A 15,587-nucleotide genomic window follows, 5' to 3' on the forward strand; every position below is an offset into this window, starting at 1 on the left:
CGGAACGCGATCGGGCGTACGGTCGGCACACGACCGTTGGGAGTACGCCGGTGGCCCTGTCGAGCCGCATCGCTCCCGTCCGCGGGGTGCTGCGGACGGCCGCCGGGCTGGCCACCGGCGGCGCTGCGCTCGCGCTCGCCCCCGCCGTCGTAACCGCGGGGCTGCTCGGCGACACCGCGCGGGCCGGCGCGCGCACCGCCCGCTCCGCCGTCGAGTCCGCGACCCGCCGGGTCGGCACGGTCCTCACCGGCGCCGACCCGATGCCCGACGGGCACGTGCACTCCCTCGTCGACGCGGCCCGGGCGATGGTCGAGCCCCCGACCACCCGGCACACGCCGCGGGTGTGGGCCGACCGCGGGCACGTGCAGGTGGAGCTCTGCGCCCCGGCGGCCGAGGAGGCGCCGCAGGTGCGCCGCTCGCTGCGGCAGGCGCTGGAGAAGCTCGACGGCGTCTCGTGGGCCACGGTGAACGACGTCGCCGGCCGCGTGCTGGTCGCGGTCGACGACCGGCGGGTGGGGGTGGAGGACGTCGTCGCGGTGGTGTCCGCCGTCGAGCAGGCCCGCGGGGCGAAGCAGCTCTACCCCCTGCGCGAGGACCACCCCGCCGACCTCGAGCCGGTGCTGGCCGCGTGGCTCAGCGCAGCGGTCGACGTGGCCGCCCTGGTCGTCGCCGCCACCGCGAAGCGGCTGCCGATCCCCGCGCTCACCCGGCACGCGACGCTCGCCGTGGCGCTGCTCGACAGCCAGGAGTGGATCAAGACCCGGCTCACCGACCGGATCGGCCCGCTCGGGACCGACCTGGTCTTCACCGGCACCAGCGCGCTGCTGCACGCCATGACCCAGAGCCCGACCGTGCCCGCCCTCAACGCGGCGGCCGCGGTGCAGGAGGCGCTGGAGATGCGCGCCCGCCGGCAGGTGTGGCAGCGCCGCGAGCACGAGCTCTGCGGGCCCGAGCCCGAGCCGGCCGACGACGACGAGGTGCCCGCGCCGGGCCAGCGCCCGCGCCCGCTGCCGCCCGGCCCGATCGAGCGGTACAAGGCCCGCCTCGGCCCGACCGAGCTGGTCTCGGCGCTGGCGCTGCTGCCGCTCACCCGGCGCCCCGGGCGGTCGGCCGACCTGATGAAGGCGCTCACCCCCAAGGCGGCGTCCCAGGGGCGCGAGTCGTTCGCGGCCACGCTCGACCTGCTGCTGTGCCGCCGCGGCGTGCTGCCCATGGACGGCGCGGCGTACCGGCGCCTGGACCGGATCGACGCCGTCGTCGTCGACGGCGACGCGCTCTGCACCGGGCCGCCGGTGGTGCTCGACGCGACCACCGACGACCGGGCCGCGGCCGACGGCTGGGACGACGCCGCGGTGTGGTCGGCCGCCGCGCGCCTGCTGCGCGCTCCCGACGACGAGCCGGTCGCCCGCGACGGCCGGCCGCTGCGGCTGGGGCCGCCGCGCCCCGGCGAGCTGCCCGGCGGCGAGCGGCGCACCCTGCTCGAGGGCCGGCGGCGGGTCGGCGAGGTCACCGTGAGCGCCGAGCTGGACCCGCACGCCGAGGCGCTGCTGACCGCCGCCGGACGGGCGGGGCACCGGCTGGTGCTCTCCGCGCACGCCGGCAGCCGGGAGGTCGCCGGCATGGCCGACGAGGTCGCCGACGCGGGCGAACCGCTGGTGGAGACCGTCCGCCGGCTGCAGGCCGACGGCCGCGGCGTGCTGCTGGTCTCGGCCGCCGACGGGCCCGCGCTGCTGGCCGCCGACGTCGCCGTGGCCCCGGTGCGGCCGGGACGGGCGCCGGCGTGGGGCGCCGACCTCGTGACCGCCGCCGGCCTGGTCGACGCCTGCGGCCTGGTCGCCGCGACCGCGGACGCCCGCACCGTCAGCCGGCGGGCGGTGGAGAGCGCGCTGACCGGCAACGTGCTCGGTGCCCTGCTCGCCGCGGTGGGCAGCGCCGCCTACGGGCAGCGCAAGGCGACCACGCCGGGCAAGTCGGCCACCGTGGTCACGATGGCCAGCGGCACGTGGACGGCGTACCGCGTGGCGAACCGCCCACCACCGCCACCGAGCGTGCACACGCCCTGGCACGCGCTCGACCCCGACGACGTGCAGCGGCGCCTCGCCGACCTGCCCGAGCCGCGGGAGGAGCACCCGTCGCCGGTGCCGGAGCCGCTGCGCCGGCTCGCCGGCCGGCCGGCGCTGCGCACCCCGCTGCGGTACGCGCGCACCGTCGCCGCCGAGCTGAGCGACCCGCTGACCCCCGTGCTGGGCACCGGGGCGGCGGCGACGGCGCTGCTCGGCGAGGCCACCGACGCCGTCCTGGTGGGCAGCGTGACGGTGGCCAACGCGCTGGTCAGCGGGCTGCAGCGGCTGCGGGCGGAGAGCACGCTGGAGTCGCTGCTGCTCGAGCAGGACGTCTGCGTGCGCCGGGAGACCGACGGCGGCACCGAGGAGGTGCCGGGCAGCGCGGTGCGGCTGGGGGACGTGCTGCGGGTCGAGGCCGGCGACGTGCTGGCCGCCGACGCCCGGCTGCTGGAGGCGACCGACCTCGAGGTCGACGAGTCCAACCTGACCGGCGAGTCGCTCGCGGTGGCCAAGTCGGTGCCGGCCACGCCGGGGGCCGAGGTGGGCGACCGCACCTGCATGCTCTTCGACGGCACGACGGTGGTCGCCGGGTCGGGGCGGGCGGTCGTCGTCGCCGTCGGGCAGGCCACCCAGGCCGGTCGCGCGACGCGGGCGGCCGGTGCGGCGGCGCCGCCCGCCGGCGTGCAGGCGCGGCTGGGCGAGCTGACCCGCAAGGTGCTGCCGCTGACCCTCGCCGGCGGTGCCGCGGTCACCGCGCTCGGCGTGCTCTGGCGCCGGCCCCTGCGCGACGCCGTCCGCGACGGGGTCGCCGTCGCCGTCGCCGCCGTCCCCGAGGGGCTGCCGCTGGTGGCCACCGTGGCGCAGCAGGCCGCCGCCCAGCGGCTGTCCCGGCGGGGCGCGGTGGTCCGGTCGGCCCGCGTGCTGGAGGCGCTGGGGCGGGTCGACACCGTCTGCTTCGACAAGACCGGCACGCTCACCGAGAACCGGCTGGCGGTCACCCGGCTGGTGCCGTGCGACGGCCTCGACGAGGAGGGCCTGCTGCGGCTGGCCGCCGCCGGCATGGGCAACGGCGACGACGCCGCGCACGAGACCGACCGGGCCGTGCTCGAGGCCGCCCGCGAACGCGGCGTGCTGCCCGCCGACGAGCCCACGGCGAGCCTGCCGTTCGCGGCCGGACGCGGGTTCTCGGCGGCGCTGCGCGACGGCCGGCTGGTGGTCAAGGGCGCGCCCGAGGTAGTGCTGCGCCGGTGCGGCGCGGCCGACGAGGTGCGCGACCGCGTGCAGGGCCTGGCGGCCGAGGGGCTGCGGGTGCTGGCCGTCGCCGACCGCGAGCTGGACGGCGCGCCCGAGGACCTGCAGGAGGCGGTCGACGGGCTGACGCTGCGCGGGCTGGTCGCGCTCGCCGACACCCTGCGGGGCTCCTCGGTGGCGGCCGTCGAGCAGCTGCGCGCGGCCGGCGTGCGGGTGCTGGTGGCCACCGGCGACCACCCCGAGACGGCGAGCGCCATCGCCGCACAGGCCGGCATCCCCGACGCCGACCGGGTGGTGACCGGCGGGCAGCTGGCCCGGGCGTCGGACACCGAGCGGACGCGGATGGTGCAGGAGGCCGCCGTCTTCGCCCGGCTCTCCCCGGAGCAGAAGGTGCTGCTCGTCGGCGCGCTGCGCCGGACCGGGGCGACGCTGGCGATGACCGGCGACGGGGTGAACGACGCCGCGGCGATCCGGCTGGCCGACGTCGGCGTGGGGGTGTCCGGCGCCGAGTCACCCGCCGCCCGCAGCGCGGCCGACCTCGTGCTCACCGACCTCGACCTCACCCGGCTGGTCGACGCGATCGCCGAGGGCCGGGCCATGTGGTCGCGGGTGCGCGACGCGGTGTCGATCCTGGTGGGCGGCAACGCCGGCGAGGTCTCCTTCACCGTCCTGGGGACGGCGTTCGGCGGCCGGGCGCCGCTGAACACCCGCCAGCTGCTCCTGGTCAACCTGCTCACCGACATGTTCCCGGCGCTGGCGGTCGCGGTCGCCCGCCCGCGCACGGCCGGTGGGGACGACGGCGAGGGACCGCTGGCCGGGCACCCGCTGGCCGAGGTGCTGCGGGCCGGTCCGCACCGCGACTTCACCCAGGAGCTGCGCCGGATCGTGCTGGTCCGCGGCGTGGCCACCGCCAGCGGCGCGACCGGCGCGTGGGCGGTCGGACGGCTGACCGGGCTGCGGGGGAGGGCCGGCACCATGGGGTTGGCCGCGCTGATCGCCACCCAGCTCGGGCAGACCGCGTGGATGGGCCGGCGCAGCCCGCTGGTGCTGGCCACCGCCGCCGGCTCGCTCGTCGTCCTCGGCGTCGCCGTCCAGACGCCGGGCGTGTCGCGGTTCTTCGGCTGCACGCCGCTGGACCCGCTGTCGTGGGCCGTCGTCCTCGCCTCGGCGGCGGCCGGCACCGCCGGCGCCGAGGTGGTGCCGGCCCTCCTGCACCGCCACCGGACCGGAGGAGCGCAGATGACCGAGCCCGAGCCCACCCCCGACCGGGCTGAGGGCGCCGACGAGCAGGAGCGCGACGTCCGCCACGCCGGCGGCGGCCGCACCGCCGGCGAGACCGCGGTCGACGACGACCTCGGCCGCGGCGACTAGCTGCACCGGCCCGCCCCTTGTCCGCGGTCCCCGGCGGGGACACCCTCGACACGTGGACGGGTCCGAGGAGAGGACGCGCCGGGCGCAGCAGCAGCGCCGAGCCGAGCACGCCGCCGAGCGCCTCCGGGAGGACATCCGGCGGCTCCAGCAGCAGCTGGGCCGGGCGCCGAGGCGGTGGCCGCGACCGAGGGCGGCGTCGCCGCCACGAACCTCTCCCTCGCGGAACGGGCCCTGCGGGAGGGGCGCCTGGAGGACGCCCGGGGGTTGCTGAGCGAGGCCGCGGCGGCGCTGCGGGCCGTCGAGCACGAGCGGCTGCGAGCGGACCGCTGGCCGGCGGACGCCGCACGGGCCGAGCACTGGTGGATCGCGGCCGGCCGGGCGCAGGAGGACGCGGCCCTGCGTCGCGAGCGGGCCGCCCGGCACCGGGACGAGGCGGCCCTGCGCCGTGAGCAGGCCGCGCAGCAGCGCGACGAGGTGGCCGCCGCGCGCGACCAGCGGGCCAGGGAGCGGGCCCTGACCGCCGAGCACCGGGAGGTGGCTGCGGCCGAGCGCCGGGCCGAGCAGGCGAGGCGGACCGCTCGGACCGCCGCGGCCGGCGGCGCGGTGGGCGACGAGGGCCAGCAGTGGGCGATCGACGCCGAGGTCGACGCGAGCTACCGCGGCTGGGACGCGGACGACGTGGCGCGGGCCGATGCCGACCGGGCGGCCGACGCGGCGGACCGCCGCGCGGCGGAGCAGGACCGCCTGGGGGCGGCGCAGGACCGTGCGGCCGCCCGCGCCGACCGCGAGCGGGACCGGCGCGGGCGGGCCGCGGCCGCCGCGGAGCGCGACCGCTCCTCCTGATCCCGCTGCGGCACCGGCCGTGCGGTATGGAATCGTCCGCCGGGGATCTCCGCCGCCGGCGAGCGCGGTCCCGGTTCGGCTCGTAGGGTCGAAGGTCATCGGCCCACCGGCCGGTGCCGCGCCTGCCGCGGCACCCCGCCACACCCGGCCGAGCCCGTTGCCCGATCCCGGAGACCGTTGGTGCACCCGAACGCCGAAGGCCGTCAGTTCGACACGCTCAGCCGCTTCCTCGCCGCTGACCCCCACATCGCCGGGATCCTCCGCGCGGCCGAGCGCCGCGAGCGGCGGCAGCGCTTCTGGCGCCGCCAGGCCCCGGTGTTCGTCGCCTGGCGCGAGCGGCGCCGCTACGCGCGGTTCCTGGCCCAGGGCGCCTGAGGCCCCGGAACTCCGGACCGCGGTCCGGCCGTTTGGGCGGGCATGGACCTCACCTGCCCGAAGTGCCACGGCCCGATGCGCACCTACGAGCGCAACGGCGTCCACGTCGACCAGTGCGCCGACTGCCGGGGGATCTTCCTCGACCGGGGTGAGCTGGAGCGGCTGATCGACGCCGAGAACGCCTGGCACGGCAACACCCCGTCGTCCGCGCACCCGCCGTCCTCGACCCACTCGTCGCACTCGTCGTCGCACTCGGGGCACGCCGCGACGGCCGGCGGGCTCGGCGCCGTCGTCAACGAGGTGCTGAACGCGACCAAGCACAAGTCGCACAGCTCGTCGGGCCACGGCTACGACCAGTACGGCCGGCCGTACGGCCACGGGCACCCGAAGCGCAAGAAGTCCTTCCTCGACCAGCTCTTCGACTGATCCACTGAGGGGGTGACCGCGACGACCCCCGGCATCGACCCGTCCGTCCCGCCGTCCGGCAACGGCTGCCTGGAGTGCGAGCAGTCCGGTGGCTGGTGGTTCCACCTGCGCCGGTGCGCGCAGTGCGGGCACATCGGCTGCTGCGACTCCTCGCCGGCGCAGCACGCGAGCGCGCACGCCCGGGCGTCGGGGCACCCGGTGGTGCGCAGCTTCGAGCCGGGCGAGACCTGGTTCTGGGACTACACCCGCAGCACGTACGCCCAGGGGCCCGAGCTGCTGCCGCCGGCGTCGCGGCCGGTCAACCAGCCGGCGCCGGGTCCCCTGGGCCGGGTGCCGGCGGACTGGCGGGAACGGCTGCACTGACCGGCTCGGTCAGCGGCAGCAGCACCCGGAACCGGGTGTCCCCGGGGCGGGAGGTGACCCGCAGGTCGCCGCCGTGCCGGTTGACGACGATGCGGTAGGACATGTCGAGGCCCAGGCCGGTGCCCTCGCCGACCGCCTTGGTCGTGAAGAACGGCTCGAACACCCGTCGCTGCAGGTCCTCGGGGATGCCGTGGCCGGTGTCGCAGACGTCGACGAAGGCGCAGTCGCCGTCGCGGCCCGTGCGCAGGGTGAGCGTGCCGCTGCCGCCCATCGCGTCGAGGGCGTTGACGATCAGGTTGGTCCACACCTGGTTCAGCTCCGCCGGGTAGCCCGGCACCAGCGGCAGCGAGCGGTCGTACTCCTTGACGACGGTGATGCCGCCGCCGACCTTGGCGCTGAGCATGACCAGGGTGGCGTCCAGCCCGGCGTGCAGGTCGGCGTCCTGGTGCGGCGTGCGGTCGAGGTTGGAGTACTGCTTGGCGGCGTTCACCAGACCGGAGATCCGGCTGGTGCTCTCCCGGATCTCGCCCAGCAGCATCTCGGTCTCGACCGTGTAGGCCAGCCAGCGCAGCGCGGGCTCCAGGAAGCCGGGGTCGACGGCGTCGGCGACCTTCTCCAGGTCCGCGGGGCCCAGGCCGGCGGGGACGAAGACCGCGGCCAGCTCCCACGGCCCGTTGACCTCGTGGTCCTCCAGCCACTCGCCGAGCACGTCCTCGCGGTCGGAGCGCTCCAGCGCCGAGAGCTCCTCGGCCTGCTCGAGGTTCGCGACGAAGGTCTCCTGGAGGTCGGTCAGCGCCCGCAGCACCCGGCCGTCGATCTTCCCGGAGGCGAGCATCGCCAGCTTGTGCCGCATGCCGGCGAACCGGTCGCGCAGCGACGCGGTGGCCCGGGCGGCCGCCGCGGCGGGGTTGTTCAGCTCGTGCGTCAGCCCGGCGGTCAGCTTGCCCAGCGCCAGCAGGCGCTCCCGCTGGCCGACCAGCTCGTTGGTGTTGCGGGTGCCGACGAACAGGCCCTGCAGCAGGTGGGTCGCCATGGGGAACCAGCCGCGGAAGACCGTGCCGAACTCGACGGCCGGCAGCGCGAGGAACCGGGAGTCGGTGACGGCGCGCACGGTCGCCGGGTAGCGCTGGTCGATCTGGTCGCCGAAGTAGAACTGGACGGCGCCGGAGTAGACACCCGGGCTGCTGGTGCGGATCGTCTCCACCTCGTCGGCGCCCACCCGCCGCGACATGGTCATCGTGCCCTCGAGCAGCACGTAGAAGCACTCCGCCGGCTCGCCCTCCGCCGACACGACCGCCCCGGCCGGGTAGTCGACGACGTCCCCGGCCCCGGCCACCCAGGCCAGCTGCTCGTCGTCGAGGTCCTCGAAGAGGAACAGCCGGCGCAGCTCCGCCGGCTCGAGGTGGGTGCTCATCGCTCCTCCAGGTACCGGTGCACCAGGGTGACCGCCATGGCGCCCTCGCCGACCGCCGAGGCCACCCGCTTGACCGACTCCGCCCGCACGTCGCCGGCCACGAAGACGCCGGGCAGGCTGCTCTCCAGGAAGTAGGGGTCGCGGTCCAGCGGCCAGCCGGCCGGCCGGCCGCCGTCGGCCAGCAGCGCCGGGCCGGTCGGGATGAAGCCGTTGGCGTCGCGGGCGACGACGCCGTCGAGCCACTCGGTGTGCGGCGCGGCGCCGATGAAGACGAACAGGTGGTCGGCGGCCCGCTTCTCCTCGGTGCCGTCGAGGTGGCGCAGGGTCAGGTGCTCGAGGTGCTCGTCGCCGTGCGCCTCGGCGACCGTCGTGCAGGTGCGGACGACGATGTTCTCGATCGCCGCGATCTGCTCGATCAGGTAGTGCGACATCGAGGCCTCCAGCGATGGTCCGCGCACCAGCAGGTGCACGGACCTGGCGTGCCGGGAGAAGAACACCGCGGCCTGCCCGGCGGAGTTGGCCCCGCCCACGATGAACACGTCCTGGTCCTTGCAGTTGGCGGCCTCGGTCATGGCGGAGCCGTAGTAGACGCCCCGGCCGGTGAGCTCGGCGCAGCCGGGCGCGCCGAGGGTCCGCCAGAAGACGCCGGTGGCCAGGACGACGGCGTGCGCGGCGATGCTGCTGCCGTCGTCGAAGTGCACCGTCCGCGAGGAGCCGGTGACCTCCAGGGCGACGACGTCGCGCGCGGTGACGAGCTCGGCGCCGAACTTGGTGGCCTGCCGCCGGGCGCGGTCGGCCAGCTGGGCGCCGGAGACGCCGTCGGGGAAGCCGAGGTAGTTCTCGATCCGGCTGCTCTGCCCGGCCTGGCCGCCGGTGGCCCGCTTCTCCACCAGCACCGTGCGCAGGCCCTCGCTGGCGCCGTACACCGCGGCGCCCAGCCCGGCCGGTCCGCCGCCGACGACCACCAGGTCGTAGAAGTCGGTGCGGGGCTCGACGTCGAGGCCGACCGCCGCGCCGAGCTCGGCCGGGCTGGGGGAGCGCAGCACCTGGCCGGTCGGCGTGAGGACCACCGGGACGTCGGCGGGGGTCGCGTCGGCCGCCTCCAGCAGCCGCTGCCCCTCGGCCTCCTCGACGCTGTACCAGCGGTAGGGGACGGCGTTGCGGGCCAGGAAGTCGCGCGCCTTGAACGACGGCGCCGACCACCGGTGGCCGACGATCCGCACGTCCTCGACGGCGGCGTCCTTGCTCTCCTTCCAGGCCTGGATCATCGCGTCGACGACCGGGTAGAGCTTCTCCTCGACCGGCTCCCACGGCTTGAGCAGGTAGTGGTCGACGTCGACGAGGTTGATCGCCTGGATGGCCGCGTCGGTGTCGGCGTAGGCGGTGAGCAGCGCCCGCCGGGCCCGCGGGAAGACGTCCATCGCCTTCTCGAGGAACTCGATGCCGTTCATCTGCGGCATCCGGTAGTCGGCCAGCAGCACGGCCACGGCGTCGCCGCGCAGCTTCAGCTCGCGCAGCGCCTCCAGGCCCTCGGCGGCCGAGCCGGCGCGCAGCACCCGGAAGTCCTCGCCGTAGTGCCGGCGCAGGTCACGGGCCACCGCCCGCGACACGCCCGGGTCGTCGTCCACGCTCAGCAGCACAGGTTTGCCCACGCCCCCATCCTCGCCGGGGCACGCGCCCGGCCGGAACCCCCTTTCCGGAACCGCCTCCGCATGTTCGCCGGGCGGGTGGTGGGAGCGTGACCTAGCGTCCGCGACGTGAGCGGCCGGCTGGTGGTGATCGGAGGGGACGCCGCGGGGGGCAGCGCGGCGTCGCAGGCGAAGAAGCGGCGCCCGGACCTCGAGGTGGTGGTGTTCGAGCGCGGCCGCGCGACGTCGTACTCCGCGTGCGGCATCCCGTACTGGATCGCCGGGGCGGTCGAGAGCGAGACCGCGCTGGTCGCGCGCACGCCGGAGGAGCACCGGGCGCGGGGCATCGACGTCCGGATGCGCACCGAGGTGGTCGGCATCGACCTGGACCGCCGCGTCGTCCACTGGCGGGAGCTCGACGGCGGGGGAGAGGGCACCGAGCCGTTCGACGACCTGGTGCACGCCACCGGCAGCGTGCCCATGCGCCCGCCGGTGCCGGGCATCGACGCCGCCGGCGTGTACGGGGTGCAGACGCTCGACGACGGCGTGGCCCTGCGCGCCGAGCTCGACAGCGGCCGGGTGCGCCGGGTGGTCGTGATCGGCGGCGGCTACATCGGCCTGGAGATCGCCGAGGCCTGCCGGATCCGCGGGCTCGAGGTCACCGTCGTGGACAGGTCGCCCACGCCGGTGGGCACCTTCGACCCCGACGTCGGCGCGTTCATCGCCGACGCCGTCCGCGGGGAGGACGTCGAGCTGGTGCTCGCCGACGGCGTGGCCGCCCTCGAGGCCGGCCCCGACGGGCGGGTGCGCGCCGTGGTGACCGCCAGCGGGCGCCAGCTGCCCGCCGACCTCGTCGTCCTCGGCCTGGGGGTCCGGCCGGACGTGCGGCTGGCCCGCGAGGCCGGCATCCCGCTGGGCGTCTCCGGCGGCATCGCCGTCGACGCCCGCATGCGCACCCAGGTCGAGGGCGTGTGGGCGGCGGGGGACTGCGTGGAGTCGTGGCACCGGCTCTCCGGGCAGCGCGTCGTCGTCGCGCTGGGCACGCACGCCAACAAGCAGGGCCGGGTGGCCGGCATCAACATCGGCGGCGGGTACGCGACGTTCCCCGGGGTCATCGGCACCGCGATCACCAAGATCTGCGACACCGAGGTGGCGCGCACCGGGTTGTCGACGGCGGAGGCCGAGGCCGCCGGCTACTCGTTCGTCACCGCCGTCGTCGACTCCACGACGAAGGCCGGCTACTTCCCGGGGGCCTCGCCGATCCGGGTCAAGATGATCGCCGAGCGGCGCAGCGGGCGGCTGCTGGGCGCGCAGATCGTCGGCAAGCAGGCGGCGGCCAAGCGGATCGACGCGCTGGCCGTCTGCATCTGGAACGAGATGACCGTCGACGAGATCCTGTCGCTGGACCTGTCCTACGCCCCGCCCTTCTCGCCGGTGTGGGACCCGGTGCTCATCGCCGCGCGCAAGGCCTTCGAGGCGGTCGAGGCCGACGTCCGGGAGCTGTGAGGTGGTCGCCGCCTACGTCGCCCTGGGCGACTCCATCTCCATCGACGACTACGCCGGTGGCCCCGGGCGCGGCGGCGCCAGCCTGCTGCACCGCAACCGCGACGACGACTTCCCCGACTGGCGCGGCCGCGACCTCGTCTCGGCCGACCCGGCGGCGGCCTTCGAGCTGCTGGCCACCGACGGGGCGACGACGGCCACGGTGCTCGAGCGCCAGCTGCCCCGGCTGGGCGCGCTGGGCGGGCGGCCCGACCTCGTCACCCTGACGGTGGGCGGCAACGACCTGCTCGGCGCCTACGGCGACACCCCTGCCGCGCGGGCGGCCGTGCGCCGGGTGCGGGCGGACGTCGACCGGGTGCTCGGCACCGTCGCCGCCCGGCTCGCCGACGGCGGGCGGGTGCTGGTCGGCACCGTGTACGACCCCAGCGACGGCACCGGCGACACCGCGCGGCTCGGCCTGCCACCGTGGCCGGACGGCGTGGCGCTGATCGGCGAGCTCAACGCGGCGCTGCGGGAGGTGGCGGCCGCGCACGGGGCCGGCGTCGCGGAGATCGCCGAGGAGTTCGCCGGCCACGGCGTCCGCGCCGGCGACCCGGCGCGGCCCGACCCGCGGCCGGGGTCGCGCGAGCTGTGGTTCTGCTCGGTCATCGAGCCGAACGCGTGGGGGGCCGGTGGGGTGCGGTCGGCGTTCTGGCGCGCCCTGCAGACCTAGGCTGCGGAGCCATGCCGCTGTTCTCCTTCGAAGGCCGCAAGCCGCAGGTCCACCCCGACGCCTGGATCGCGCCCACCGCGACGCTGGTGGGCGACGTCGTCGTCGAGGCGGGGGCCTCGGTCTGGTACGGCGCGGTGCTGCGCGCCGACTTCGGCCGCATCGTCGTCCGGGAGGGCGCGAACGTCCAGGACAACTCCGTGCTGCACGGCGGCGACGACCCGGAGACCGAGATCGGTCCCGGCGCCACGATCGGCCACACCTGCGTCGTCCACGGGGCGGTCATCGGCGCCGAGGCGCTGGTCGGCAACGGGGCCACGGTGCAGGACGGCGCCCGCATCGGCGCCCGCGCGCTGATCGGCGCCGGCAGCCTGGTGCCGCCGGCCGCCGAGATCCCCGACGAGGTGCTGGCGCTCGGCGCGCCGGCCCAGGTGCGCGGCCCGCTGTCGACGGGCGCGCGGCGCTGGGTCGACCACAACCCGGCGGTCTACCAGGAGCTGGCGCGGCGGCACGCCGCGAGCGTGGAGGAGGTCGGGTGACCACCGGCTACGACCCCGACCGGCACCTCTACGGCGACCCGGCGGCGCCGATCCGCGTCGTCGAGTACGGCGACTTCGAGTGCCCGTACTGCCGCGACGCCGCGCCGCAGCTGAAGAAGCTGGTCGACGGCTCCGACGGCCGGGTCGCGCTGGTCTTCCGGCACTTCCCGCTGTTCACCGTGCACCCGTTCGCGCTCACGGCGGCGCTGGCGGCCGAGGCGTCGGGCGACCGGTTCTGGCTGATGCACGACCTGCTGTTCGCCAACCAGGACCGGCTCACCGACACGGACCTCGCCGGCTACGGCGGGCAGGTCGGGGCGGCCGACGTGGTCGGGGAGCCGGCGCAGGCGTTCCGCCCCGCCGTCGAGGCCGACTACCGGTCGGGCGTGCAGAACGGCGTCCGCGGGACGCCCACGCTGTTCGTCGACGGCCAGCGCTACACCGGCCGGGCGAAGCTCGGCGACCTGCGCAGCGCCCTCGGCCTCGACTGACCGACGGCGCTGCTCTCGCCGCGGTCAGGCGGGGGCGAGGGTGGGGTCGCGCCAGGGGCCGACGGGCAGCTCCGGGGGCTCCTCGTCGTCCTCGACCGTGCACAGCGGCAGCCGCTCGCCGAGGTAGCGCAGCAGCAGCGAGCCGACCACGGCCGACAGCAGCGACCCGGCCAGGACGCCGATCTTCGCCTCCTGGCGCAGCAGCTCGTCGGTGAACGCGAGGTCGGTGATGAACAGCGAGATGGTGAACCCGATCCCGGCCAGCACCGCGCCGCCGATGAGGTGGCCGTAGCGCACCCGGCCGGGCAGGTCGCCCCAGCCGAACCGCAACGCCATCCCGGCCGCCAGCGAGATGCCGAACGCGTTGCCGACCAGCAGGGCCACCACGATGCCGATCGACACCCCCGAGCTCAGCGCGGCCGACAGCGTCTCGCCGTCGAGCACCACCCCGGCGTTGGCCAGGCCGAACACCGGGACGACGAGGTAGGCGCTGACCGGGTGCAGCTCGTTCTGCAGCCGGTCGTTGGCCGGCACGGTCGCCCGGACGGCGGCGGAGGCCAGCCGGGCACGGGCCGGGTCGGCCCGCTCCTTGAGCGCCTTCCCGTAGAACTTCAGCCGCTCCCACTGCGCGTCCTCCACCGGCGCCGCGGGCACGATGAGACCCACCAGGACGCCGGCCAGGGTGGCGTGCACGCCGGAGGCGAAGACCGCGCACCACAGCGCCAGCCCCACCACCAGGTACGGCGCCAGCCGCCACACCCCGGCCCAGCGCATCGCCAGCAGCAGCGCCGTGAGCAGGGCGGAGGCGACCAGGGCGGGCACGGAGACGTCGTCGGTGTAGAAGATCGCCATCACGCCGATGGCGCCGATGTCGTCGACGATCGCCAGCGTCAGCAGGAACAGCCGGAGCTGGTCGGGGCAGCGCGGGCCGAACAGGGCGAGGATGCCGATCAGGAACGCGGTGTCGGTGGAGATGGGGATGCCCCAGCCCATGGCCGCCTCGCCCGAGGGCGCGAACGCCAGGTAGATCAGCGCCGGCAGGGCCAGCCCGCCGAGGGCCCCGAGCGCCGGCACGATCACCCGGCGGCGGTCACGCAGCTCCCCGACGGTCACCTCGCGGCTGATCTCGAGGCCGACGACGAGGAAGAAGAGGGCCATGGCCGCGTCGTTGACCACGTGCCGCAGGTCCATCGACGCGGTCCAGTCGTCGATGCGGACGGCGACCTCGGTGTGCCAGAAGTCCTCGTACGAGTCGCCCAGGTTGGCCCACGCCAGGGCGATCACCGCGGCGACCAGCAGCAGGACGGCGCTGCCGGCCTCGTTGGCGAGGAACCGGCCGAAGCTGGCCGAGCGGTAGGGGACCGGCATGCTGATGCGCAACGACGGCCCGGGGCGGGACGGGGCCGGCAGGACCTGCTCAGTGCTCAACGGGCACCCTTTCGACAGCGGCGGTCGTACGGCCGCGACCGTGCCCCGCTGCACGGGTCGACCTGGTGCGTGCCAAGTCGTCGCGGTGCCAGGATCTTCCCCCGCCGGACCCGGCGCTCTCCAGTGACGGCCGCGGATGCGACATGCTGCAGCGCATGTCGCTGCTGTCCACCGTCGCCGACGCCCTCACCAGCGGGCGCGTCGAGATCGTCGACCTCACCGCCCCGCTGTCGGCCGAGACGCCGATCATCCAGCTGCCCCCGGAGTTCGCCCAGACCGCGCGCTTCGAGCTGGAGGAGCTCAGCCGCTACGACGACCGCGGGCCGGCCTGGTACTGGAACAACTTCCGCACCGGCGAGCACACCGGCACGCACTTCGACGCGCCCAACCACTGGGTGACCGGCAAGGACGGCGACGACGTCGCCTCGGTGCCGCCGTCCCGGCTGGTCGGGCCGGCCGTCGTCCTGGACTTCTCGCAGCAGGCCGCCGAGGACCCCGACTTCCTGCTGGAGGTGGAGCACGTGCGGGCGTGGGAGGCCGAGCACGGGCCGCTGCCGGAGGGTGGCTGGCTGCTCTACCGCACCGGCTGGGACGCGCGCTCGGCGTCGCAGGCCGACTTCCTCAACGCCGACGACACCGGACCGCACACGCCGGGCATCTCACCGGACTGCGCGCGCTGGCTCGGCCAGGAGGCGCCGATCCTCGGCCTCGGCGTGGAGACCGTCGGAACCGACGCCGGGGCGGCGCACTCCTTCGACCCGCCGTTCCCGTGCCACGCGGCGCTCATGGGCAGCGGCAAGTACGGGCTGACCCAGCTGCAGAACCTGGCCGCGCTGCCGCCCACCGGCGCGCTGCTGATCGCAGCGCCGCTGCCGATCGTCACCGGTTCCGGCGCGCCGGCGCGGGTGCTGGCGCTGGTCGAGCGCTGACCGGGGCTCCCCGGTGAACGTCTCGGAGGCCGTCGGCGCCGCACTGGTCCGGTGCGGCGTGGGGCAGGTCTTCGGCGTCGTCGGCTCGGGCAACTTCGCCGTCACCAACGCGATGGTGGCGGCGGGCGCCCGCTTCGTCGCCGCCCCCCACCAGGGCGGGGGGGGGTCGGTTGCCGCCGCCAACCCGCGGGCGTCCCGGGGGGTGGCCGGCGTGACCCTGCACCACCGCGGCGGGCTGACCAACCCCATGACCG

Annotated in this window: 14 protein-coding genes; 11 read left to right on the top strand and 3 right to left on the bottom strand. The window is 76.3% G+C overall.

Annotated features, from left to right (window positions below; genetic code table 11):
* Positions 1 to 50 precede the first annotated feature (50 nt).
* The 5 genes from ACI8AF_RS18575 (at position 51) to ACI8AF_RS18595 (ending at position 6,692) form a co-directional block, all read left to right on the top strand.
* On the top strand, positions 51 to 4,685 hold the full coding sequence (locus ACI8AF_RS18575; protein ID WP_456541219.1) for a cation-translocating P-type ATPase: 4,635 nt from the start codon (positions 51 to 53) through the stop codon (positions 4,683 to 4,685).
* Positions 4,686 to 4,859: 174 nt separating this feature from the next.
* Positions 4,860 to 5,528 carry a hypothetical protein gene (locus ACI8AF_RS18580; RefSeq protein WP_456541220.1) on the top strand — a complete coding sequence of 223 codons (669 nt, stop codon included), beginning with the start codon at positions 4,860 to 4,862 and terminating at the stop codon, positions 5,526 to 5,528.
* 180 nt (positions 5,529 to 5,708) lie between these two features.
* Entirely contained in the window at positions 5,709 to 5,903 is a 195-nt protein-coding gene (locus ACI8AF_RS18585) for a hypothetical protein (protein WP_456541221.1), read from the top strand.
* A gap of 42 nt (positions 5,904 to 5,945) precedes the next feature.
* Positions 5,946 to 6,329, top strand: a complete 384-nt coding sequence (locus ACI8AF_RS18590; RefSeq protein WP_456541222.1) for a TFIIB-type zinc ribbon-containing protein — start codon at positions 5,946 to 5,948, stop codon at positions 6,327 to 6,329.
* 12 nt (positions 6,330 to 6,341) lie between these two features.
* Complete coding sequence (locus tag ACI8AF_RS18595; protein WP_456541223.1) at positions 6,342 to 6,692, top strand: UBP-type zinc finger domain-containing protein; 351 nt, start codon at positions 6,342 to 6,344, stop codon at positions 6,690 to 6,692.
* Here the strand turns inward: ACI8AF_RS18595 and ACI8AF_RS18600 are convergent.
* Both ACI8AF_RS18600 and ACI8AF_RS18605 read right to left on the bottom strand, forming a co-directional pair.
* Complete coding sequence (locus ACI8AF_RS18600) at positions 6,628 to 8,106, bottom strand: ATP-binding protein (protein WP_456541224.1); 1,479 nt, start codon at positions 8,104 to 8,106, stop codon at positions 6,628 to 6,630. The genes ACI8AF_RS18595 and ACI8AF_RS18600 overlap by 65 nt on opposite strands.
* On the bottom strand, positions 8,103 to 9,758 hold the full coding sequence (locus ACI8AF_RS18605; protein WP_456541225.1) for an FAD-dependent oxidoreductase: 1,656 nt from the start codon (positions 9,756 to 9,758) through the stop codon (positions 8,103 to 8,105). Before ACI8AF_RS18605 ends, ACI8AF_RS18600 begins: the two co-directional genes overlap by 4 nt.
* A gap of 105 nt (positions 9,759 to 9,863) precedes the next feature.
* Here ACI8AF_RS18605 and ACI8AF_RS18610 point away from each other — a divergent pair, with 105 nt between their 5' ends.
* The 4 genes from ACI8AF_RS18610 to ACI8AF_RS18625 are packed head-to-tail and all read left to right on the top strand — an operon-like array spanning position 9,864 to position 12,976.
* Complete coding sequence (locus ACI8AF_RS18610; RefSeq protein WP_456541226.1) at positions 9,864 to 11,240, top strand: FAD-dependent oxidoreductase; 1,377 nt, start codon at positions 9,864 to 9,866, stop codon at positions 11,238 to 11,240.
* A gap of 1 nt (position 11,241) precedes the next feature.
* Positions 11,242 to 11,949, top strand: a complete 708-nt coding sequence (locus ACI8AF_RS18615) for a GDSL-type esterase/lipase family protein (protein ID WP_456541227.1) — start codon at positions 11,242 to 11,244, stop codon at positions 11,947 to 11,949.
* 11 nt (positions 11,950 to 11,960) lie between these two features.
* Positions 11,961 to 12,485 carry a gamma carbonic anhydrase family protein gene (locus tag ACI8AF_RS18620; RefSeq protein ID WP_456541228.1) on the top strand — a complete coding sequence of 175 codons (525 nt, stop codon included), beginning with the start codon at positions 11,961 to 11,963 and terminating at the stop codon, positions 12,483 to 12,485.
* On the top strand, positions 12,482 to 12,976 hold the full coding sequence (locus ACI8AF_RS18625; protein WP_456541229.1) for a DsbA family protein: 495 nt from the start codon (positions 12,482 to 12,484) through the stop codon (positions 12,974 to 12,976). Before ACI8AF_RS18620 ends, ACI8AF_RS18625 begins: the two co-directional genes overlap by 4 nt.
* 24 nt (positions 12,977 to 13,000) lie before the next feature.
* On the opposite strand, the gene nhaA is transcribed toward ACI8AF_RS18625, so the two are convergent.
* The gene (nhaA, locus tag ACI8AF_RS18630; protein WP_456541230.1) at positions 13,001 to 14,404 is read right to left on the bottom strand and encodes a Na+/H+ antiporter NhaA; all 1,404 of its coding nucleotides are present in this window, start codon (positions 14,402 to 14,404) and stop codon (positions 13,001 to 13,003) included.
* A 143-nt stretch (positions 14,405 to 14,547) separates the two neighbouring features.
* On the opposite strand from nhaA, the gene ACI8AF_RS18635 reads away from it, so the two are divergent.
* Complete coding sequence (locus ACI8AF_RS18635; protein WP_456541231.1) at positions 14,548 to 15,333, top strand: cyclase family protein; 786 nt, start codon at positions 14,548 to 14,550, stop codon at positions 15,331 to 15,333.
* A 13-nt stretch (positions 15,334 to 15,346) separates the two neighbouring features.
* On the top strand, positions 15,347 to 15,587 hold a 241-nt coding region (locus ACI8AF_RS18640), incomplete at its 3' end, for a thiamine pyrophosphate-binding protein (protein ID WP_456541232.1).

It is taken from the genome of Blastococcus sp. SYSU D00669, from assembly GCF_054050715.1.